Origin of the sequence: Serratia sp. 506_PEND (assembly GCF_001076875.1) — a bacterium.
Taxonomy (GTDB): Bacteria; Pseudomonadota; Gammaproteobacteria; order Enterobacterales; family Enterobacteriaceae; genus Serratia; species Serratia marcescens.
The window spans coordinates 1-20,454 of record NZ_JVEL01000513.1 but is presented as its reverse complement, the minus strand read 5'-3'; the positions used below and the strand labels follow the sequence as shown (position 1 = coordinate 20,454).

Below are 20,454 nucleotides of genomic sequence, written 5' to 3'. Positions count from 1 at the left end.
CAAGATCTCGTCGCTCAGCATGTGACGGTAATAGAACGAGAAGATCACGTCCGGCTGCAGTGCGCGAATGCGGTCAACCCACAGCGGGTGATTTACGTCTTCCGGCGCATAGACCGGCAGATCCAATTCGGCGCCCAAACGGGCCACAGAGGAGAAGAAGTTGTTCTCACCAGGGTCGTCGGTGTGCGTGAACACGGCCTGCACGTCATAACCCGCCTCAGTCAGCGCTTTCAGACCTGCGCAGCCAATATCATGGTAAGCAAATACAATAGCTTTCATCATTCTTCTTCCTGAGTATTGTGGTCATGCTGTGCACCGACCACTTTCTGAACAAAATAGCGAGGACGCGCACGCACGTCGGTATAGATGCGGCCGATGTATTCACCCAACAGCCCCATGCCGACAAACTGGGCGCCGATAAAGGTGAACAGGACGGCGAAAAGGGTGAACACGCCGCCGGCGGCCCATTCAGGGCCGAGCAGCAGACGCAGTGCAATCAGCACCAGCGCCAGCACAAACCCGGACAGCGCCACGATGCTGCCGACCACGCTGAGCAAACGCAGCGGCGTGGTGGTCAGGCAGGTGATCAGGTCATACATCAGGTTGATCAGCTTCATCAGGCTGTACTTGGAGTCGCCAAACTCGCGCTCGGCGTGACGCACGTCGATCTCGGTCGTGCGGCGGGCGAAGGTGTTCGCCAGAATCGGGATAAAGGTGCTGCGCTCATGGCAGTGCAGCATCGCCTCAACGATATGACGACGGTAGGCGCGCAGCATGCAGCCGTAGTCCCCCATCGACTTGCCGGTGGCGCGTTGAATCATCATGTTGATCACGCGCGAGGCGCTTTTGCGGAACCAGGAGTCCTGACGGTTGGCGCGCACCGTGCCCACCACGTCATAGCCCTCTTCCGCCACGCTGACCAAACGAGGGATCTCCTCCGGCGGGTTCTGCAGATCGGCGTCCAGCGTAATCACCAGATCGCCGGTCACCTGGTTGAAACCGGCCATGATCGCCGAGTGCTGGCCGTAGTTGCGGTTCAGCAAAACGGCGATCACGTGGCTGTCCGGCTTTTCCGCCGCCACGGTCAGCATGTCAGCGGAGTTGTCGCTGCTGCCATCGTCGACGAGGATGATTTCATAAGGTTGAGATAACTGCTTACAGGCGGCAGTAGTACGCTCCAGCAACGCCGGCAGGCTTTCCTGCTCGTTGTATACCGGGATGACTACCGACACTTTTTTAATCGGTTCAACGCGAGACACGTAAAGACTCCACAACAGAAGACAAGGCATTGACCACGCGATCCACGTCGGCGTCGGTCATGTCAGGGAATAGCGGTAAGGTGCACAGCCGCGCCGAGTTCCATTCGGTATTCGGCAAAGAAAGCTGCGGATAACGCTCACGATAGAATTTCTGGGTGTGCGCGGCGCGGAAATGCAGCCCGGTGCCGACGCCAACCTCTTTCAGGCGCTCCATCAGCTGGTCGCGATCGATGCCGCAACGCGCCGGATCGACGCGGACCATGAACAAGTGCCAGGCGTGGTCATGTGGATAATCCGGCACGCCCAACGGTTGGAACGGCGAGCCTTCCAACGCGCTCAGGTAGCGCTGTGCCAGCGCCTTACGCCGTGCGTTCAGATCAGCGAAGCGTGACAGCTGCACCACGGCGATCGCCGCGTGAATGTCGGACAGGTTGTACTTGTAACCCGGCTCCACCACTTCGGCCTGCGGTTTGCGGCCTAGCTGCTGGCGATCGAAGGCATCGACGGCCAGACCATGGAACTTCAGACAACGCAGGCGATCCGCCAGCGCATCGTCATCGGTGGCTATCAGGCCGCCTTCGGCGCAGGTCACGTTTTTAATCGCATGGAAAGAGAAAATCGCCGTGCCACGTGCGCCGACCCATTCGCCGTTGTAGCGCGTGCCGACCGCATGGGCGGCGTCTTCGATCAGCGGTAAGCGGTGGCGTTCGGCCACGGCGCGCAGCGCATCCATCTGCAGGGGAGCACCGGCATAATGCACCGGAACAATCGCTTTGGTATTGGGGGTGATGGCAGCCTCGACATCGGCTGCGCTGACCATCAGCGTATCACGGTCAACGTCGATCATCACCGGCGTGGCGCCCAGCAGCTCAATCATGTTGAGGGTGGAAACCCAGGTTTGCGAAGGGGTGATGACTTCGTCGCCGGGGCCGATGCCCAGCGCCATCAGCGTGATGTGCATGCCCGCCGTGGCGGAACTGACGGCGATGGCGTGCTTACAGCCGAAAGTGGAACAGAAGTCATTTTCCAGTTGCTGGTTTTGCGGCCCGGTGGTGATCCAGCCGGAACGCAGCACTTTCTCTACCGCGGCGATTTCTTCGTCGCCGATGGCCGGACGAGAGAAAGGCAAAAATTGATCCATAGTTAACCCCAAACGTATCGAACTGCTTTTGATGACACTGTAAATCCCTTTCGTTTAACGAATATTAAACGCCAGAGAAGAATCGTTTCCGTGGATTAACTGCCAATGTAAGGCCGCAAGCTTAACTAAACCTTAAGACGAGGATTGTCATCAGTAGGAGAACTGATGGATAGGCGCCGTCATCATTAATTTAATTTTATTATGTAAATCAAGTAATTATATTTATTAATAATTATTTACTTATTTTATTTTTGCCGAATCAAGCGTAGCACGTCATTGGCGTTTTTCAAGAAAACTCACGAGAAAATGAGAGGCAGCACAATAATAGCCGATGATTACCCGGCTATTTATATTCACTATGTTTAGTTTTCGTTTACATTTATGCCGCGGGACGAATTAAGCCGTGCGGGTCATGATCCAACGCTGGTTCCCCACCCATTGCAGGTGGAAATCCACTTCATAGATCTGCGACAACAGTGCGGGTGCCATCACCTCACGGGTGATGCCCTGCGCGACCAACTGCCCAGCGTGCAACAACCAAACCCGATCGGCCTGCTGCAGGGTATGATTCAGATCGTGCGCGCACACCAGCGCGCTTCGCCCACTTTGGCAGAATTCGCGCAGCAGGCGATCCAGCGCGACCTTTTGCGCCACATCCAGGCTATTGGTCGGTTCATCCAGCAGCAACAATCGGCTGTGCGGGTTGACGCTGGGCCATACCTGCAGCAATACCGCCGCCAGCCGCACCCGTTGCCATTCGCCACCGGAAAGCTGTGTCAGCATGCGTGACAGTTTATCCACCAGCTTCAACCGCTGGCACAGATAGAGGATGGTGTGCTCCACTTCAGTTTGCGCCGCGCCGGCAGGCCGGTGCAACGCCAAATACTGAAACACCGGCATCAGCGACACCGGCGGCTGTTGCTGGCTAAGATAACCGCGTCGGCGCGCCAGCTCGCTCCCCGGATAATCGGCTAACGCGCGTCCGTCCAGGCAGACTTCGCCCAGCCCCGGCAGCATGCCCGCCACCCGCGCCAGCAGGGTACTCTTCCCTGCGCCATTTGGGCCGATCAGGTGAACCTGCAACCCGCCGTCAATCTGTGCCGAAAAAGGCGCCAGGCGCCCCGCCACCCCAACCTCAACGAGTTGCAGCATCCGTATTATCCTGCCAGCGCTTGTTTCACCGCCGCCACCAGCGCCGGATCCTCAGGTGTGGTGTCAGGCGAGAAGCGCTGGATCACCGTGCCGTCGCGCGCGATAAGGAATTTCTCGAAGTTCCACAGAATGTCGCCGGGGTGCTTCGGCGCACGCCCCTTGCTGGTCATCCGCGCCAGGAACTCGCTGCCTTCCGGCGCGACAGCCTCCGGCTGTGCGGCAATCAACGCTTGATACAGCGGATGACGGTGTTCGCCGTTCACCTCAATCTTGGCAAACATGGGGAATTGCACGCCGAAGGTTCCGCGGCAAAACGCCAGGATCTCTTCGTTGCTGCCCGGCTCCTGGCCCAGGAATTCATTGGACGGGAACCCCAGGACTTCCAGCCCTCGTTCGCGATAGGTTTCGTACAGTGCTTCCAGCCCTTCGTACTGCTTGGTCAGGCCGCACTCCGAGGCCACGTTGACCACCAGCAGCACCTTGCCCTGATAGGCACCCAGCGTGGTCGTCTGATTTTCGATGGTTTGTAACGGCAGGTTGTCGATTGGCTTGCTCATCGGTTGTCATCCTTTGGTTTTTTAATGGCAGGTGAATGAAGAAAACTACCTTACGCCTTTTGTCCGGGTCAGTAACCAGATAAATAGCGGCGCCCCCAGCGTGGCGGTCACCACGCCGATCGGCAGCTCGGCCGCCAGCAGCGCAACGCGAGCGATCACATCGGCCACCAGCAACACCCCGGCCCCCGCCAGCGCGCAGGCCGGCAGCAGATAGCGCTGGTCTGTCAGGCCAGTGAGCCGCAAAATATGCGGGATCACCAGCCCAACGAAGCCGATCACCCCGGCGAGCGCCACGCTGACGCCAACCAGCCAGCCGATCGCCAGCACCAGCAGGTTACGCCACAAATGCAGCGACAGCCCGAGCTGGCGCGCCTGCACCTCGCCCAGCGCCATCAGATTGAGCGCTCGGCCCTGGCCACACAGCCACAGCAACACCGGCAGCAGCGCCAGCACCAGCCACTTTTGGCGCCAGTCGACGCCGCCGAAACCGCCCATCATCCAGTACATCAGCTGTCGCAGATCGAGGCTGGTGCTGAAATAGACCGCCCAGGTCATCAGCGCGCTGCACACGATGCCCAGCGCCACGCCGACCAGCAACAGCCTTGCATTGGTCAGACGTCGCCGGCGAGCGAAACCCAGCAGCAAGAAGGTCATCGCCAGCGCACCGGCTATCGCGGCGGCGCTCATCAGCGCCACCGGCAACAAACCGTGCCCCAACAACACCGTCAGCACCAACGCGACACCGGCGCCGTTAGCGACGCCCAGCAGACCGGGCTCCGCCAGCGGGTTTTCAAACAGCGCCTGCATCACCGCGCCCGCCACCGCCAGGGCGGCGCCGACCAGCATCACCGCCAGCGCGCGCGGCAAACGCAGTTGCCAAACGAACAGTTGCGCTCGATCGCTGAACCACGCTGACGGCCATATCCATTGGTCGCCGGCGCAAAGGCTGACCAGCAACGCCACCGCCACGCCCAGCGCCAACAGACCGAGCTGGCGTTTATCGCGGTAACGTTGATGTTGCAACAGTAAGGTGAAGGTACGGCTGGTTGGCATGGCGCGGCGGTTCCCTGCCGGCCGCTGTCGTGGCCGGATAATTGACGTTTGAGTCGAATATTAGGGGGTTAACGCCGTAAGGGGAAGTCTTGCATGGATCGTGGCTCAGGAAAGCAGCGGCTGGCCTTGCCCGTCATCGCAGTAATGATGGCAAAACCAGCCGCCGATAAACTCAGGGATTAACGATGCGGGCCGGCGTTGCCCGGCGGATAAGGTTGGCCGCGGCCGTCATCGCGGCGGTCATGGTCACCGCGATCGTCATGACGGCGGTCGTGGTTGCGACTATCGCGATCGCCGTGGAATGGATTGCCGCTGCGTTCCGGTTCACGATGCGCATAGCCACGCGGCGGCGAAGGTTGCCAGCGTCCGCCGTCCCAGTACATACCGCGCGCATTGCGCTCACCCAGGCCGCGGCCCTGGTGCGCATGCCACCACTGCGGGGGACGCCAGTCATAGCCATCCCAGTAGTAACCACGGCGGTCCTGATCCCCCAAATGCAGGGAAACGCCCGGCACGTTGATATCGACGGAGACATCGGCCTGTGCCGCCAGCGGCAGCAACAACGGGAAACACACCAGCAACAGGATCTTTTTCATTTTGCCTTCTCACTCTATTTTTCTTGCTGCAGTGGTTATATCAGTGCGCTTATTTAGCGACTATCTCACCGGCGCCTATTTTCAGATCGTTTTCGACGGCCTTACACAATCCCGACACTGTTTGCCGCCGCCTTTAATTACTATTGCCTCTGCCAAGGCTTAACGAATAACTGACATCGCTTAAGCGGCGCGACAATGATAATTAAACGGATCCCCACCGGAGGATAATAAGATGATTAAACGTATCGGTATGCTGCTGGCCGTGGTCGCCCTCGCCTCAACCCTTAGCGCCTGCTGCTGGGGCCCGCACGGGGGCGGCGGCCACCGCGGCGACGGCCCTGGCCATTATTACGGCCGTTATTGAAGCGGGAAATAAAAGCCACGCATTACATGAAATAAGATATGAGAATATTCTGCAATTAAGGGAGATGATTTTCGCCGTGCCGACTTAACGGCTCAATGAAGTCTTGTCTTATCGATTAGGAATAAATTGAATTTTGTCTCAGAAAAGAAAAAGGCCGCGCAAGCGGCCTTTTTTGATGTCACGTCACTCACCCTTTCGGGCTGGCGTTTTCTACCCGGCTTTTCAGCTTCTGCCCCGGACGGAAGGTCACCACGCGGCGCGCCGTAATCGGAATGTCTTCGCCGGTCTTCGGGTTACGCCCCGGACGTTGGTTCTTGTCACGCAGATCAAAGTTGCCAAAACCCGACAGTTTTACCTGTTCGCCATTCTCAAGGGCCCGACGGACCTCTTCAAAGAACAGTTCCACCAGGTCTTTGGCGTCCCGTTTGCTAAGCCCAAGCTTCTCAAACAGGTGTTCTGACATTTCAGCTTTAGTAAGCGCCATAGGTTCAATCCCTCAAGGATGCTTGGAATCGCTGTTTTAGAGCCTCTACGCATTTTGCAACGGTAGCGGCTATCTCCTCTTCTTCCAGTGTACGAGCGGTATCCTGCAATACCAGACTGATAGCCAGGCTCTTGTCACCTTCTGCCACGCCCTTGCCACGGTACACGTCAAACAAGTTTACGCCAACTACCTGATTTGCGCCAACTTTCTTACACTCGGCCAAAATATCTTCTGCGGGGACGTTTTCAGCCACCACAATGGCGATATCACGGCGGTTTGCCGGGAAGCGCGAAATCTCCCGCGCCTGAGGCACGGCGCGGCTCGCAAGCTTGTTCCACTCCAGTTCAAACACCACGGTGCGGCCGTTAAGATCCAGTTTACGTTCAAGTTCCGGGTGAACCACACCGATGAAACCAACGCGTTCGCCATGCAAATAAATCGCCGCACTTTGCCCTGGATGCAGGGCCGGATTGGCTTCCGCCCGGAACTGAATTTCGGATAATTTACCGGTCAGCTCGAGGACAGACTCCAGATCCCCTTTTAAATCATAGAAGTCGACGGGCTTGCGCGCCAGATCCCAATGTTCATCGTGCGTATGGCCGGCGATCACGCCCGCCAGCATGACATCCTGACGGATACCCAGATCTGCCGCACTATCAGGCACAAAGCGCAGACCGCTTTCGAACAGACGCAGACGCGTCTGCTGGCGGTTCTGGTTATACACCACCGCAGACAGCAGGCCGGTCCACAGCGACAGACGCATCGCCGACATTTCTACCGAAATCGGGCTTGGCAGGATCAGCGCTTCTTCATTCGGGTGCAACAACGCCTGCACCTTCGGATCGACGAAGCTGTAGGTGATCGCTTCCTGATAACCGTGATCGACCAGCATGGTCTTCACGCGCTTCAGCGTCAGATCGGCTTCGCGATGCTGGGTCATCACCAGATCGGCGCGGACCGGCACATCCGGGATGTTGTCGTAGCCGTAAACGCGCGCCACTTCTTCCACCAGATCCTCTTCGATCTCCATATCGAAACGCCAGCTCGGCGCGACCGCTTGCCAGCTGTCGCCCTGCTCGGTCACCTGGCAACCCAGACGGCGCAGAATGTCGCTGACCTGCTCGCTCGGCACCACGTGGCCGATCAGGCGATCCAGTTTCTCGCGGCGCAGCGTGATGGTGGCGCGCTTCGGCAGTTCGTTCTCGTGGGTCACGTCGATTATCGGGCCGGCCTGGCCGCCGCAGATGTCGAGCAGCAGGCGCGTGGCGCGCTCCATCGCTTTGTACTGCAGCGCCGGATCGACGCCGCGCTCATAGCGGTGAGAAGCGTCGGTGTGCAGGCCGTGACGACGCGCGCGGCCGGTGATCGACAGCGGGCTGAAGAAAGCGCACTCAAGCAGCACGTCCTGAGTTTCCCCGTTGACGCCGGAATGCTCGCCGCCGAAGATGCCGCCCATCGCCAACGCTTTTTGATGATCGGCGATCACTAAGGTGTCGGCGTTCAGTTTGGCTTCGTTACCGTCCAGCAGCGTCAAGGTTTCCCCTTCTTCCGCCATGCGCACCACGATGCCGCCGTCGATGCGGCTCAGATCGAAGGCGTGCATCGGCTGGCCNAGTTCCAACAGCACATAGTTGGTGACGTCGACGACGGCATCGATAGAACGGATACCGCAACGACGCAGTTTTTCACGCATCCACAGCGGGCTTGGCGCCTTGACGTCGATGCCTTTCACCACGCGGCCCAGATAACGCGGGCACGCCTGCGGCGCGTCAACGCGGATCGGCAGCGTGGCGTCGATAGTGGCAGCCACCGGGCTCATATCCGGCTCGGTCAGCGCCACCTGGTTCAGTACGCCCACGTCGCGCGCAACGCCGATGATGCCCAGGCAGTCGGCGCGGTTCGGGGTAACGCTGATCTCGATGGTGTTGTCGTTCAGTTTCAGGTAGTCACGGATGTCGGTGCCGATCGGCGCATCCAGCGGCAGCTCGATGATGCCGTCATGATCGTCGGAAATGCCCAGCTCGGAGAATGAGCACAGCATGCCTTCCGAAGGCTCGCCGCGCAGCTTGGCGGCCTTGATTTTGAAATCGCCCGGCAGCACCGCGCCCACGGTGGCGACCGCCACTTTCAGGCCGGTACGGCAGTTCGGCGCGCCGCAGACGATGTCGAGCAAGCGATCGCCGCCGACGTTGACCTTGGTGACGCGCAGTTTGTCGGCATTCGGGTGCTGACCGCACTCGACCACTTCACCCACCACAACGCCGTTAAACGCGCCGGCGACAGGATCCACGCCGTCCACTTCCAGGCCGGCCATGGTGATTTGATCGGATAATGCTTCGCTGCTGATGGCCGGGTTTACCCACTCGCGCAACCAGAGTTCACTGAATTTCATGTGATATTCCCGCCTTACTTAAACTGTTTGAGGAAACGCAGATCGTTTTCGAAGAATGCGCGCAGATCGGTGACGCCGTAACGCAGCATCGTCAGGCGCTCCATGCCCATGCCGAAGGCGAAGCCGGAGTAGACTTCCGGATCGATGCCCACGTTGCGCAGCACGTTTGGATGCACCATGCCGCAGCCCAGCACTTCCAGCCACTTGCCGTTCTTGCCCATCACGTCCACTTCAGCGGACGGCTCGGTGAACGGGAAGTAGGACGGACGGAAACGAACCTGCAGGTCTTCTTCAAAGAAGTTGTTCAGGAAATCGTGCAGCGTGCCCTTCAGGTTGGTGAAGCTGATGTCTTTATCGACGATCAGCCCTTCCATCTGGTGGAACATCGGGGTGTGAGTCTGATCGTAGTCGTTACGGTAAACGCGGCCCGGCGCAATGATGCGGATCGGCGGCTGTTGGTTCTTCATGGTGCGGATCTGCACGCCGGAAGTCTGGGTGCGCAGCAGGCGCGTGGCGTCAAACCAGAAAGTATCGTGGTCGGCGCGCGCCGGATGATGCCCTGGAATGTTCAGCGCGTCGAAGTTATGGTAATCGTCTTCAATCTCCGGGCCGGTGGCAACGGAAAAGCCCAACTCGCCGAAGAAGGTTTCGATACGGTCGATGGTGCGGGTCACCGGATGCAAACCGCCGTTCTCCATGCGACGGCCCGGCAGGGAGACGTCGATGGTTTCAGCCGCCAGGCGCGCGTTCAGCGCGGCGCTTTCCAGCGCGTTCTTACGCGCGTTCAGGGCGTCCTGCACTTCTTGCTTGGCCTGGTTGATCACCGCGCCGGCCGCCGGACGGTCTTCCGCCGGTACGTCACGCAGAGACTGCATCTGCAAGGTGAAATGACCTTTCTTGCCAAAATATTCGACGCGCACCAAATCTAACGCGGCAACATCCTGGGCATCTTCTACGGCTGCCTTGGCATTGGCAACCAGCTCTGCGAGATGTGGCATTGCTTTCCTCTTCCTCTGGCCGGGATGGCCCTAAGTAATTGTTATCTATTATTCGAACACGCCTTTGAGCAATCTTCAAAGACTTTTCAATGCGTTGTCGACCAGGTGACTCACCTGCGCGGCACAGGGCCGGCTGAGTGTCTGCCCCCTCGCCGCAGCAGTGTGCAAGGCGAGGCGATGGCCAAAAACAAAAAAGCCTCCACGAGGGAGGCTTAGGCGCTACTTTTCGTTTCTTTTCTTACGCGCGAAGCCTCCTGAAATCAGGCGCTAAAGTAAAAAAAGAAACGAAAAATAGCTGCGTGCATGATTGCGGTACCTTGTCGATGATTGTCCACCAGTGATATAGCGGCGGGCAATAAAAGTCAATATTTGTCGCTGAAAACAAAGATTAAAAGAGGGAGCAAGCTCCCTCTTCAACTGACTTACGCCAGAGCTGCTTTCGCTTTCTCAACCAGTGCGCCGAAGGCCACTTTGTCGAAGACTGCGATGTCAGCCAGGATCTTACGGTCAATTTCGATCGACGCTTTTTTCAAGCCGTTGATGAACTTGCTGTAAGACAGACCGTTCTGACGAGCAGCTGCGTTGATACGTGCAATCCACAGCTGACGGAACTGACGCTTACGTTGACGACGGTCACGGTAAGCGTACTGACCTGCTTTGATTACTGCCTGGAAGGCAACACGATATACGCGCGAACGGGCACCGTAGTAACCTTTCGCCTGCTTCATGATTTTCTTGTGACGTGCGCGTGCAATTACACCACGTTTTACGCGAGCCATATGCTCTCTCCTAAAGTCTTATTCTAAATTCAAAAAAAAATGGCTTATGCGTACGGCAGGCACGCGGTAACCAGGACCAGATCGTTTTTAGACACCATGCCTTTCGGACGCAGGTGACGTTTACGCTTGGTTGCTTTTTTGGTCAGAATATGACGCAGGTTGGCATGTTTACGCTTAAAACCACCGCTGCCGGTTTTTTTGAAGCGCTTGGCTGCACCACGTACAGTTTTAATCTTTGGCATTTTAATTAAATCCACTTCGCATTGTTAAACAACGAATCAGTTGGGCGAATAAAACCCACACAGCGCAAGCGCCGCGCGGGTTCCATTACTTGTAAGCCTTACTGTTTCTTCTTAGGAGCGAGCACCATAATCATCTGGCGGCCTTCGATCTTCGTAGGGAAGGATTCGACCACTGCCAGATCCATATCTTCACACAGGTCTTTACGGACGCGGTTAAGCACTTCCATACCGATCTGCTGGTGCGCCATCTCACGCCCGCGGAAACGCAGGGTGATTTTGGCTTTATCGCCATCTTCCAGAAAGCGAATCAGGTTGCGTAGTTTGACCTGATAGTCGCCATCATCGGTGCCAGGACGGAATTTGATTTCCTTGACCTGAATAACTTTTTGCTTCTTCTTCTGTTCTTTCGTCGACTTGCTCTTCTCGTAGAGGAATTTGCCGTAATCCATGATTCGGCAAACTGGCGGTTCGGCATTTGGGCTGATTTCTACTAAATCAACGCCCGCTTCCTCAGCTTTTTCAAGAGCTTCATTCAGACTGACAATACCAATCTGCTCGCCATCGACGCCGGTTAGGCGAACTTCTTGCGCGCGAATTTCTCTGTTAATGCGATTAGGACGCGCCGGTTGAACTCGTTTTCCGCCTTTAATACTTTATTCCTCCAGTTGATGAAGACTACGGCTGCGAATCTCTTTCAGCAGCTTGTCTACGACTTCGTTTACGTCCAGGCTTCCCAGGTCTTTGCCACGGCGGGTACGAACGGCAACTTTGCCTGCTTCGACCTCTTTGTCGCCGCACACCAACATGTAAGGGACTCGACGTAAAGTATGTTCGCGAATTTTAAAGCCAATCTTCTCATTTCTCAAGTCCGCTTTCACGCGAATGCCTGCATCCTGCAGTTTTTTGGTCAATTGCTGGACATAATCAGACTGGCTGTCGGTGATATTCATCACCACCACCTGCACCGGAGCGATCCAGGTCGGGTAGAACCCGGCGTATTCTTCGGTCAGGATACCGATGAAGCGTTCCATGGAGCCCAAAATGGCGCGGTGAATCATTACCGGCACGACGCGATCGTTGTTTTCGCCAACGTACGATGCGCCCAAACGGCCCGGCAAGAAGAAATCGAGCTGCACGGTACCACATTGCCATGCGCGATCCAAACAATCATGCAGGGTAAATTCAATTTTCGGTCCGTAGAAGGCGCCCTCGCCCGGCTGGTATTCGAACGGAATGCCGTTCTCGGTCAGCGCGGCGGCCAGGTCTTCTTCCGCCCGGGTCCACATGTCGTCGGTGCCGATGCGTTTTTCCGGGCGAGTCGACAGCTTGACGGCGATCTTGTCGAAACCGAAAGTGCCGTACACGTCATACACCATGCGGATGCATTCGTTCACTTCGGCGCGCACCTGCTCTTCGGTACAGAAGATGTGGGCGTCATCCTGCGTGAAGCCGCGCACGCGCATCAGGCCGTGCAGGGAACCCGACGGCTCGTTGCGGTGGCAGCTGCCGAATTCGCCCATGCGCAGCGGCAAATCGCGGTACGACTTCAGACCCTGGTTGAAGATCTGCACGTGGCCCGGGCAGTTCATCGGCTTGATGCAGTATTCGCGGTTTTCCGACGCGGTGGTGAACATGGCGTCTTTGTAGTTTTCCCAGTGGCCGGTTTTTTCCCACAGCACACGGTCCATCATGAACGGACCTTTCACTTCCTGGTACTGGTACTCTTTGAGCTTCATGCGCACGAAGGCTTCCAGCTCGCGGAAGATAGTCCAACCGTCGTTGTGCCAGAACACCATGCCCGGCGCTTCTTCCTGCATGTGATACAGGTCGAGCTGTTTGCCGATCTTGCGGTGATCGCGCTTGGCCGCTTCTTCCAGACGTTGCAGGTAGGCGTTCAGCTGCTTCTTGTCTGCCCAGGCGGTACCGTAGATACGCTGCAGCATTTTGTTTTTGCTGTCGCCGCGCCAGTAAGCGCCGGAGGTTTTCTGCAGCTTGAAATGGTGGCAGAAACGCATGTTCGGCACGTGCGGACCGCGGCACATGTCGACGTATTCTTCGTGGTGATACAGGCCAGGACGATCGTCATGGCTGATGTTCTCATCCAGGATCGCCACTTTGTAGATTTCGCCGCGCTCGGCGAAGGTGTCGCGGGCTTCTTGCCAGCTGACCTTCTTCTTGATGACGTCGTAATCCTTATCGGCCAACTCGTGCATCCGCTTTTCCAGCAGATCCAGGTCTTCCTGCGTCAGGGTGCGGTCGATATCCACGTCATAATAGAAACCGTTGTCGATCACCGGACCGATCGCCATTTTGGTATCCGGCCACAGCTGCTTGATCGCATGACCCAGCAGGTGCGCGCAGGAGTGGCGCATGATTTCCAGACCGTCTTCGTCTTTGATGGTGATGATGGCCAGCTGCGCATCCGATTCGATCAGATCGCCGGCATCAACCAGTTCGCCGTTGACGCGGCCGGCGATACAGGCTTTCGCCAGGCCAGGGCCGATATCGCGCGCGACATCCATCGGGGAAACGGGGTGGTCGAAATGACGCTGACTACCGTCAGGAAGAGTAATAACAGGCATTAATAATTCCTTATCTACAGTGGTGACCCACACGACAGATCACATGCAGTACGAAAATTGGGTTTTGGGTTTGGTCAGCCAGGTTTCAGATCTCGCCCACAATTGCCAGATTGAAACCTCACTGGGTATACAGAATGGAACGCATACCTTCTCAGCCGCATTCGGCTAAGCGAATAGTATCACTAAAATTGTTCCGGATAAATAAAGCGCCGCCGCCGTCACACTTTCGCTTCATCCGGCGCAAAAACGCCTCTCATGTAGCTGAGAGTGGCCAACAGGCACAGGCCATAGCCCAGCAGTTCGCAGCCCTCTTCCACCATGTTTTTCACCACCCGGTTGTAGCCGTCCAGCATCAGCGTTTGCCACAGCGCGCTCATGCCGAACAGGCGTGAAAACACCAGAATGCACAGCAGGCCGGCGCACATCATGCCGTAGCCGGGATGCGTCGCGAAATAGGCCAGGCCGCGCACCGTAGCCGCAATATGCCGTGCCGCATGCCACAGGCAGGCCAAGGCGACCGCCAGCGCGAACCACACCCAGGCGCCGTGCCACAACGCATCGAAAGCGAAGTCCATCTCGCGGATCAGCATGCAGAGAAAGAAACCGCCGACCAGCATCCAGGCGGAGCGGCGTTCCACCTGCCGCCGGGCCGCGGCGAAAAAACCGCCGGAGATGGCGAGCAGCAACAGTTCCTGCGCCGCTTCGGTCAGCGAGGTTTCATGCACGAAGTTATGCAACCAGTGCACATCGATAAACACCAGGCCGACCAATGCCGCCATGAAGGCGGCGGAAAGCGCGAATGCGCTGATTTTCCCCAGTAAAAATTTCAGTTCGTCTTGCATAATCAATCTCGTTATCGTTTTAAAGCGCGCCTATGGTAGGCAGCTGAGCCTGTGGGGTGTAGCAATTGGTGCGCAACGTCGGCCTTTACCGGTCAACTGCGGCGAAAAAGGCCATAAAACACAAAAACTGCGCATTTTTTCTGAGCGCAGGCCATTTTGTCGCCGTTGTCGGTGATGCCGCCGCCTCGCGTGGCGCGCTCTGCCGCCAGCCGCTATCCTGAAAGCTGTCCGTTCCAATCGAGACTTATGCAGAACATGAACCGGTTACTTGCGGTCCTCGTCGTGGCATGCGCGGTATTGGCGATGCTGCATGGGCTGATGCATTTTGGCGTGCGTTCGGCGCCGCGGGCGATTGCGGTCAACGAAGCGCCGTTGGGATGTAAGGATGAACCTGAGCTCGCCGGCGAGTGCAACGGCAATGATGAAACGCCGGCCGACGGTTAATTAACGTTACGAGCTATCCCCATTGCCGCCAGGCACGCGGCAGGCTAGGCTGTTTAGCTCATGGGCCGCCGCTTGGCGGCCTGAACGTTGCACAGGGAGTCTACTTTATGACGGGTATTTTGCAGTTATTCCAGGCCATCGGACTGGGTTTGGTGCTGCTGTTGCCGCTGGCCAACCCGCTGACCACGGTGGCGTTGCTGCTCGGCTTGTCCGGCAATATGACGCGCGAAGAGCGCAATCAGCAGTCGCTGATGGCCTCGGTTTATGTGTTCTGCATCATGACGGTGGCGTTTTACGCCGGCCAGGTGGTGATGAACACCTTCGGCATTTCAATCCCCGGCCTGCGCATCGCCGGCGGCCTGATCGTCGCCTTCATCGGTTTTCGCATGCTGTTCCCGCAGCAGAGCCCCGAAGACGCGCCGGAGGTGGAGAGCAAGTCGCACGAGCTGCGCCACAAGACATCGGCCAACATCGCCTTCGTGCCGTTGGCCATGCCGAGCACCGCCGGGCCGGGCACCATCGCGATGATCATCAGCTCGGCGTCGAGCGTCAAAGCGAACTCGCTGGGTTTTGAACCCTGGGTGTTGGCCGTGGCGCCGGTCGCCATCTTCCTGACGGTCGCGGTGATCCTGTGGGCCTGCCTGCTCAGTTCCGGCGCCATCATGCGGTTGGTGGGGAAAAGCGGCATCGAGGCGATCTCGCGCCTGATGGGGTTCCTGCTGGTGTGCATGGGCGTACAGTTCATCATCAACGGCGTGCTGGAGATCATCTCCACCTATACGCCGGCCGCCTGATCATACAAAACGGGCGCGATCGTCGCGCCCGTTGCCGTTATTTCCCCGCCGGCGCCTGCGCGCCCAAAATGCCCTTGCCTTCCGGCACTTCGGTAAAGCGACTGAGGATCTCGCTGTAGGTCTTGGCCGGATCCAGATCCGGGAACTGCGCCGGATAGATAAACTTCGCCAGATACTCCAGCCCCACGATGTTGTACGGGTGGTTGTAGAAGTTATGGTAGATGCCGTAGAACCGCCCTTCCTTCACCGCCGACACCTGCGAGAACCCCGGGCGCTGTTTCATGCGGTTGAAGGCCTCATCCACCTGTTGCTGCGTCACGCCATAGCCGAACGGCACCGCGGCATTGGTCTTGCTGGCCCACTGTGAGCCGGAAACAATGTAGGCGTCCGGTTTCATGGCGATCACTTTTTCCAGCGCCACGTCGCCGGTCGCGCCCGGCAACAGCGCAGAGCCGATGTTGCGCGCGCCGACCGCCTCGACCAACGCGCCCCAGCCGACGTGCGCATGGGTGAAGCAGCAGGATTCCAGACCATTCAGACCGGCCTTGGCTTCGAAGAACACCAACGGCTTGGGCTCCACCGCCTGCGTTTTGGCCAGAATGGCCTGATAATGCTGCTGATAAAAATCGGTATATTGCTTGGCTTCGCTTTCGCGGTTGAGGGTTTCCCCCAACAGCGTCACGCTTTTCGGCGTGTTTTCCACCGGCTTGAGCATGGTATCGATAAACAACACCGGCACGTTCAGCGCCTTCAGCTTATCCAGCACGCCGGTTTGGCTCAGCGAAGGCTTGGAGCGCAGCTGGGCGATCATCAGATCGGGGCGCTTGGCGATCACGCTCTCCAGATTCACTTCGCCTTTATCGCTGAATCCCATGTCAATGATGTTTTTCGCCGCCGGCCATTTGCTCTGCAAGATATCCCAGGTCGCCGCGTCGCTTTTCTTCAGCAGGTTATTCCAGGCCACCAGCCGGCCGAACGGGTTGGCGCGATCGAGCAGCGCCAGCGTGAGAATGTCGCGCCCGTCCTGCACCACGATGCGTTTCGGCTCCTGCTGGAGGGTGACCGTCTGGCCGGAGGTGTCGGTCAGGGTCAACGGATAGGTAGTGGCCATCGCCGGAGAGGCGAGCAAGGCGGCGCAAACCAGCGCCGGCAAAGTGATTCGACGGTGCACGAAAAACTCCTTGGTCATGAATACATTCAGGAAATACTAATGAGAATGGCTTGCATTATCAAAGGTAACGCCCGGCATGTCGGCGATTAATTGCAAAGGGATGTGTAAAGTAAGGATAAGAGGCGCGCCGGAAGCGGCGCGCCCAGAGGATCACATCAGGCCGTAGATCAGCGCCGACAGCGCAATCAGGCCCATCACCAGCACGAAGACGTTGCTCGCCGCGCGGTACTGGCGCATGGCCGGCACCGCACGCACGGCGTACATCGGCAGGATAAACAGGATCGCCGCAATCAGCGGGCCGCTGATGGTTTCGATGATGTGCAGCGCGCTGGGGTTCCACACCGTCGCCGCCCAGGTGAGCAGGAACAGCGACGCCGCCGAGATGCGGTGCGTCATGCGCGAGGTGAGCGGCTTGCCGACCGCGCGCGTGACGCCGTCGATCAGGCTGGTCGCCCCTTCCGTCACCCCCAGCGAAGTGCCGAGATAGGACTTGGCCATCGCCAGCATCGCCATCACCGGGCCAAGGTAGGCGATCAGCGGGTTGGAGAACTTGTTGGCCAACGTGGTCAGCACCGTGATGTTCTGCTCTTTCGCCTGCAGCATGTCTTCATGAGACAGGCTCAGCACGCAGCTGAACACGAAGAACAGCACGGTAACGCAGATCAGCACATAGCTATAGCGCATGATGCGCGCGCAGCGGCGTTCAGCCTTGTCGCCGTACAGGCTCTTCTGGGTCGAGGCGAAGGAAGAGATGATCGGCGCATGGCTGAAGGAGAACACCATCACCGGCACGGCCAGCCACAGCGAATGCCACAGCCCCGGCGTGTCGAAGCGGGTGGCGGCCAGGCCGTGCACGAAGTTGGCGGTATTCCAGCTCGGCATCAGATAGAGCGAAATGCCCATCAGGAACACCAGCAGTGGGAACACCAGCATGCCCATCGCCGCCACGATGCTGTCTTTGCCGCGCAGCAGCACCAGATTGAGCACCACCACCACCGCCAGGCTCAGCCAGATGCGCGGCAGCGGGGCCACGTGGAACTGATGGATCAGGAAGCTGTCCAGCGCGTTGGTGATCGAAATGCTGTACACCAGCACGATCGGGAAGAACGCCATCAGATACAGCATCATGATGATTTTGCCGGCCAGCACGCCGAAGTGTTCCACCACCACATCGTGAATGTTGCCATCGCGGCTGGAGCCGGAAAGCACGAAGCGGCTGAGCGCGCGGTGCGGCAAATAGGTCAGCGGGAAAGCGAACAGCGCCATCAACAGCAGCACCAGCGGGCCGTTCAGGCCGGCGTTGATCGGCAAGAACAGCGTACCGGCGCCCACCGCAGTCGCATAGAGACCGAACATCCAGACGGTGTCGGTTTTGTTCCATTTGGCAGTCTGAGCGGCCGTCAGCGTGCCTGAATCGGGAGAAATCGTACTCATGAGACAGTCTACCTTAATCTGCGGCGACAACGATTGCGCCTAACGGGATATCCTTCTCCGCGAGTTTTTTAATAATAATCAGTGAATTAAAGCGATATTTCATACTTACGCCTGATGAAAGGACGGCAAAGGATAATGAAAAATCCGCTGCGGGTCTATGTTTTATCGGCCGAATGAACGATTTGCGAACACAATGTGCTGAAAAAAACGGCTCGCTCAGTAAAAAACTAAGGGCCCCTTGCGGAGCCCTTAAGCGGTTTATTTCTTCGCGTCCGGATGGTCCGGCACCTCGGCGCTGCCCATCTCCTTCTCGTCGCGGATCATCGAGCGGTCTTTACGCACGTCGGCCACGTCGGAAGCGCTCACCGGTTTGGCGCTGTTGCCCCAGCTGGAGCGGATGAAGTTCACCACGTCCGCCACCTGCTGATCGTTCAGACGCCAGCCAAACGGCGGCATGGTGATGTTGGATACCGCCCCCTGCACCGCCGGCGTAGTGTTGCCGGTCAGCACGATGTGGATCAGTGAAGTCGCGTCCTCGGTCTGCACCACCGGATTGCCCTTCAGCGACGGGAAGGCGCGCTTGTAGCCCACGCCGTCGGTGCGGTGGCAGGCCGCGCAGTTATCGACATACAGCGCCGCGCCGGGCTTGCTGTCGTCGCCGCGCCACAGATCCTTGGCCACGCTGTCTTCGACCGGTGCCGCCTGCTGCTTGCCGTCTTTCGGCGGCAGCGATTTCAGGTAGCGCGCGATGGCGGTCAGATCGTCGTCGCTCAGGTATTGCAGGCTATGCTCCACAACGTCGCTCATGCCGCCGAACACGATCGCCTTGTCGTTACGGCCGGTTTTCAGGAATTCGGTCAGCTCGGCTTCGCTCCAGCTGCCCAGGCCATCCTTGCGGTCGCCGCGCAGGCTGGAAGCCACCCAACCGTCGATCGGCGCGTTGCTGCCGGACAGGTAGTCGTCGCTTTCGCTGTTGCTCAACGCTTTTTCCTGCATGGTGATGCTGCGCGGGGTATGGCAAGCGCCGCAGTGGCCCAGGCCTTCCACCAGGTAGCGGCCGCGTTCAATCACCGGATCGGCCTTGGCGTCGGCAACGAAGTCCGCCGGCGACGGCGCAAACATGCCGCGCCAGATGCTCAGCGGCCAGCGCATCGACAGCGGCCACGGGATGTCGGAGTCCTTGTTGGCCTGTTCCACCGGCTGCACACCGTGCATGAAATAGGCATACATGGCGCGCATGTCGTCCTCTTTCACCAGCGCGAACGACGGGTACGGCATCGCCGGGTACAGGGTGCTGCCGTTTTTGGCTACGCCCTTACGCACCGCGTTGTCGAAATCCTCGAAGCTGTAATCGCCGATGCCGGTTTTCTTGTCCGGCGTGATGTTGGTCGAGTAGATGGTGCCGATCGGCGTCTCCATCGCCAGACCGCCGGCGAAGGTTTTGCCACTCTTGCCATCGGTATGGCAGGCCACGCAGTCACCGGCGCGCGCCAGGTACTCGCCGCGCTTGATCAGCTCGCTGCTGACGGTGGCGTCCTGCGCCCAAACGGAAAAACTCACTGCACTGAGAACCAGTGCCGGTACAAATGCTTTCATCGTTCGCCGTCCTTATGCCTGCACCAATGGGCCTGGGTTTTTCAGATACTGCTCGCGAATGGCGCGGGCAGACCAGTAAGCCAGCGCCGCCACGGTGCCGGTCGGGTTGTAGCCCAACCCTTGCGGGAAGGCCGATGCGCCGATCGAGAACACGTTGTGCACGTCCCAGCTCTGCAGATAGCGGTTGACCGCGCTGGTCTTCGGATCTTCCCCCATGACCGCACCGCCGTTCATGTGGGTAGTCTGGTAGCTGGTGGTGTCGAAGTGGCTGTTGGCGTTTTTCGGGCTGCCGGCGATCAGTTTCGGGTTCATCGCCTTGGCGATCGGCGCCATCTTGTCGTACATGAACTGCGCCATCTTGATGTCGTTTTCCTGCCAGTCGAACGTCATGCGCAGCAGCGGCTGGCCGAACACGTTCTTGTAGTTGGGATCGAGATCCAGATAGTTGTTGCGGTACGACTGGTGCGCGCCGTGGGCGTCCATCGATACGTGATGGGTATAGGCATCCGCCACCGCCGCTTTCCACTTGCTGCCCCAGGCCGGGGTGCCCGGTGGGGTCGGCAGGCCGGAGATC

22 protein-coding genes, 1 pseudogene and 1 other annotated feature are annotated in these 20,454 nt (G+C 58.4%); of the genes and pseudogenes, 3 read left to right on the top strand and 20 right to left on the bottom strand.

Annotated features, from left to right (window positions below):
- The 7 genes and pseudogenes from ADK28_RS21195 to ADK28_RS21165 all read right to left on the bottom strand — a co-directional run.
- Positions 1-279: pseudogene (locus tag ADK28_RS21195) on the bottom strand (bifunctional UDP-glucuronic acid oxidase/UDP-4-amino-4-deoxy-L-arabinose formyltransferase); the annotation flags it as partial.
- Positions 279-1,259 (bottom strand): undecaprenyl-phosphate 4-deoxy-4-formamido-L-arabinose transferase, encoded by a 981-nt coding sequence (arnC, locus tag ADK28_RS21190; RefSeq protein ID WP_033640508.1) that lies wholly within the window; start codon positions 1,257-1,259, stop codon positions 279-281. The gene arnC and the pseudogene ADK28_RS21195, both read right to left, overlap by 1 nt.
- Positions 1,246-2,400, bottom strand: a complete 1,155-nt coding sequence (gene arnB / locus ADK28_RS21185) for a UDP-4-amino-4-deoxy-L-arabinose aminotransferase (protein WP_048796587.1) — start codon at positions 2,398-2,400, stop codon at positions 1,246-1,248. The genes arnC and arnB overlap by 14 nt, the downstream gene beginning before the upstream one ends.
- A gap of 396 nt (positions 2,401-2,796) precedes the next feature.
- Positions 2,797-3,552, bottom strand: coding sequence for a vitamin B12 ABC transporter ATP-binding protein BtuD (gene btuD, locus ADK28_RS21180; RefSeq protein ID WP_016927960.1), 756 nt, complete (start codon positions 3,550-3,552; stop codon positions 2,797-2,799).
- A 5-nt stretch (positions 3,553-3,557) separates the two neighbouring features.
- Positions 3,558-4,109: a glutathione peroxidase gene (locus tag ADK28_RS21175; protein ID WP_004931411.1), complete on the bottom strand. Its 552-nt coding sequence runs from the start codon at positions 4,107-4,109 to the stop codon at positions 3,558-3,560.
- 45 nt (positions 4,110-4,154) lie between these two features.
- Positions 4,155-5,162 (bottom strand): vitamin B12 ABC transporter permease BtuC, encoded by a 1,008-nt coding sequence (gene btuC, locus ADK28_RS21170; protein WP_016927961.1) that lies wholly within the window; start codon positions 5,160-5,162, stop codon positions 4,155-4,157.
- 179 nt (positions 5,163-5,341) lie between these two features.
- Positions 5,342-5,758: a DUF2502 domain-containing protein gene (locus tag ADK28_RS21165; RefSeq protein ID WP_048796586.1), complete on the bottom strand. Its 417-nt coding sequence runs from the start codon at positions 5,756-5,758 to the stop codon at positions 5,342-5,344.
- Positions 5,759-5,990: 232 nt separating this feature from the next.
- On the opposite strand from ADK28_RS21165, the gene ADK28_RS33335 reads away from it, so the two are divergent.
- Positions 5,991-6,122 carry a hypothetical protein gene (locus ADK28_RS33335; protein ID WP_016927963.1) on the top strand — a complete coding sequence of 44 codons (132 nt, stop codon included), beginning with the start codon at positions 5,991-5,993 and terminating at the stop codon, positions 6,120-6,122.
- Positions 6,123-6,309: 187 nt separating this feature from the next.
- Here ADK28_RS33335 and ihfA read toward each other — a convergent pair whose 3' ends face one another.
- The 9 genes from ihfA to ADK28_RS21120 all read right to left on the bottom strand — a co-directional run bounded on the left by ihfA (position 6,310) and on the right by ADK28_RS21120 (position 14,441).
- Entirely contained in the window at positions 6,310-6,606 is a 297-nt protein-coding gene (gene ihfA, locus ADK28_RS21155) for an integration host factor subunit alpha (protein WP_004931414.1), read from the bottom strand.
- Between the two features lie 4 nt (positions 6,607-6,610).
- Positions 6,611-8,998 carry a phenylalanine--tRNA ligase subunit beta gene (pheT, locus tag ADK28_RS21150; RefSeq protein WP_016927965.1) on the bottom strand — a complete coding sequence of 796 codons (2,388 nt, stop codon included), beginning with the start codon at positions 8,996-8,998 and terminating at the stop codon, positions 6,611-6,613.
- Between the two features lie 14 nt (positions 8,999-9,012).
- Positions 9,013-9,996, bottom strand: a complete 984-nt coding sequence (gene pheS / locus ADK28_RS21145; RefSeq protein WP_004931416.1) for a phenylalanine--tRNA ligase subunit alpha — start codon at positions 9,994-9,996, stop codon at positions 9,013-9,015.
- 186 nt (positions 9,997-10,182) lie between these two features.
- Positions 10,183-10,305: a sequence feature (Phe leader region), on the bottom strand.
- Complete coding sequence (pheM, locus tag ADK28_RS32525) at positions 10,257-10,301, bottom strand: pheST operon leader peptide PheM (protein WP_121626058.1); 45 nt, start codon at positions 10,299-10,301, stop codon at positions 10,257-10,259. (Overlaps the previous feature by 45 nt.)
- 113 nt (positions 10,306-10,418) lie before the next feature.
- Positions 10,419-10,775, bottom strand: a complete 357-nt coding sequence (gene rplT, locus ADK28_RS21140) for a 50S ribosomal protein L20 (RefSeq protein ID WP_004931417.1) — start codon at positions 10,773-10,775, stop codon at positions 10,419-10,421.
- 44 nt (positions 10,776-10,819) lie between these two features.
- Positions 10,820-11,017, bottom strand: a complete 198-nt coding sequence (rpmI, locus tag ADK28_RS21135; RefSeq protein ID WP_004931418.1) for a 50S ribosomal protein L35 — start codon at positions 11,015-11,017, stop codon at positions 10,820-10,822.
- A gap of 98 nt (positions 11,018-11,115) precedes the next feature.
- Positions 11,116-11,667: a translation initiation factor IF-3 gene (infC, locus tag ADK28_RS30460; protein ID WP_048233542.1), complete on the bottom strand. Its 552-nt coding sequence runs from the start codon at positions 11,665-11,667 to the stop codon at positions 11,116-11,118.
- Positions 11,668-11,670: 3 nt separating this feature from the next.
- Positions 11,671-13,599: a threonine--tRNA ligase gene (gene thrS, locus ADK28_RS21125; protein ID WP_025159696.1), complete on the bottom strand. Its 1,929-nt coding sequence runs from the start codon at positions 13,597-13,599 to the stop codon at positions 11,671-11,673.
- A 218-nt stretch (positions 13,600-13,817) separates the two neighbouring features.
- Complete coding sequence (locus ADK28_RS21120; protein WP_048796585.1) at positions 13,818-14,441, bottom strand: hypothetical protein; 624 nt, start codon at positions 14,439-14,441, stop codon at positions 13,818-13,820.
- 255 nt (positions 14,442-14,696) lie between these two features.
- On the opposite strand from ADK28_RS21120, the gene ADK28_RS32520 reads away from it, so the two are divergent.
- A complete protein-coding gene (locus tag ADK28_RS32520; RefSeq protein WP_065426226.1) occupies positions 14,697-14,885 on the top strand; it encodes a hypothetical protein in 189 nt (62 codons plus the stop codon).
- Positions 14,886-14,992: 107 nt separating this feature from the next.
- Positions 14,993-15,679: a MarC family NAAT transporter gene (locus tag ADK28_RS21110; RefSeq protein ID WP_016927970.1), complete on the top strand. Its 687-nt coding sequence runs from the start codon at positions 14,993-14,995 to the stop codon at positions 15,677-15,679.
- A 37-nt stretch (positions 15,680-15,716) separates the two neighbouring features.
- On the opposite strand, the gene ADK28_RS21105 is transcribed toward ADK28_RS21110, so the two are convergent.
- The 4 genes from ADK28_RS21105 to ADK28_RS21090 all read right to left on the bottom strand — a co-directional run.
- Positions 15,717-16,850: an ABC transporter substrate-binding protein gene (locus ADK28_RS21105; protein WP_028128169.1), complete on the bottom strand. Its 1,134-nt coding sequence runs from the start codon at positions 16,848-16,850 to the stop codon at positions 15,717-15,719.
- Positions 16,851-17,000: 150 nt separating this feature from the next.
- Positions 17,001-18,284 (bottom strand): serine/threonine protein kinase, encoded by a 1,284-nt coding sequence (locus ADK28_RS21100; RefSeq protein ID WP_033640513.1) that lies wholly within the window; start codon positions 18,282-18,284, stop codon positions 17,001-17,003.
- 258 nt (positions 18,285-18,542) lie between these two features.
- Positions 18,543-19,880 carry a c-type cytochrome gene (locus tag ADK28_RS21095; protein WP_033640514.1) on the bottom strand — a complete coding sequence of 446 codons (1,338 nt, stop codon included), beginning with the start codon at positions 19,878-19,880 and terminating at the stop codon, positions 18,543-18,545.
- 12 nt (positions 19,881-19,892) lie between these two features.
- A partial coding sequence (locus ADK28_RS21090; protein WP_048796583.1) for a GMC oxidoreductase occupies positions 19,893-20,454 on the bottom strand: 562 nt, incomplete at its 5' end.

What these genes read in the sequence shown, in the direction of transcription:
- arnB (WP_048796587.1), bottom strand. Translation starts at nt 2,400, where the DNA reads ATGGATCAATTTTTGCCTTTCTCTCGTCCGGCCATCGGCGACGAAGAA.
- btuD (WP_016927960.1), bottom strand. Translation starts at nt 3,552, where the DNA reads ATGCTGCAACTCGTTGAGGTTGGGGTGGCGGGGCGCCTGGCGCCTTTT.
- ADK28_RS21175 (WP_004931411.1), bottom strand. Translation starts at nt 4,109, where the DNA reads ATGAGCAAGCCAATCGACAACCTGCCGTTACAAACCATCGAAAATCAG.
- btuC (WP_016927961.1), bottom strand. Translation starts at nt 5,162, where the DNA reads ATGCCAACCAGCCGTACCTTCACCTTACTGTTGCAACATCAACGTTAC.
- ADK28_RS21165 (WP_048796586.1), bottom strand. Translation starts at nt 5,758, where the DNA reads ATGAAAAAGATCCTGTTGCTGGTGTGTTTCCCGTTGTTGCTGCCGCTG.
- ADK28_RS33335 (WP_016927963.1), top strand. Translation starts at nt 5,991, where the DNA reads ATGATTAAACGTATCGGTATGCTGCTGGCCGTGGTCGCCCTCGCCTCA.
- ihfA (WP_004931414.1), bottom strand. Translation starts at nt 6,606, where the DNA reads ATGGCGCTTACTAAAGCTGAAATGTCAGAACACCTGTTTGAGAAGCTT.
- pheS (WP_004931416.1), bottom strand. Translation starts at nt 9,996, where the DNA reads ATGCCACATCTCGCAGAGCTGGTTGCCAATGCCAAGGCAGCCGTAGAA.
- rplT (WP_004931417.1), bottom strand. Translation starts at nt 10,775, where the DNA reads ATGGCTCGCGTAAAACGTGGTGTAATTGCACGCGCACGTCACAAGAAA.
- rpmI (WP_004931418.1), bottom strand. Translation starts at nt 11,017, where the DNA reads ATGCCAAAGATTAAAACTGTACGTGGTGCAGCCAAGCGCTTCAAAAAA.
- thrS (WP_025159696.1), bottom strand. Translation starts at nt 13,599, where the DNA reads ATGCCTGTTATTACTCTTCCTGACGGTAGTCAGCGTCATTTCGACCAC.
- ADK28_RS21120 (WP_048796585.1), bottom strand. Translation starts at nt 14,441, where the DNA reads ATGCAAGACGAACTGAAATTTTTACTGGGGAAAATCAGCGCATTCGCG.
- ADK28_RS32520 (WP_065426226.1), top strand. Translation starts at nt 14,697, where the DNA reads ATGAACCGGTTACTTGCGGTCCTCGTCGTGGCATGCGCGGTATTGGCG.
- ADK28_RS21110 (WP_016927970.1), top strand. Translation starts at nt 14,993, where the DNA reads ATGACGGGTATTTTGCAGTTATTCCAGGCCATCGGACTGGGTTTGGTG.
- ADK28_RS21100 (WP_033640513.1), bottom strand. Translation starts at nt 18,284, where the DNA reads ATGAGTACGATTTCTCCCGATTCAGGCACGCTGACGGCCGCTCAGACT.
- ADK28_RS21095 (WP_033640514.1), bottom strand. Translation starts at nt 19,880, where the DNA reads ATGAAAGCATTTGTACCGGCACTGGTTCTCAGTGCAGTGAGTTTTTCC.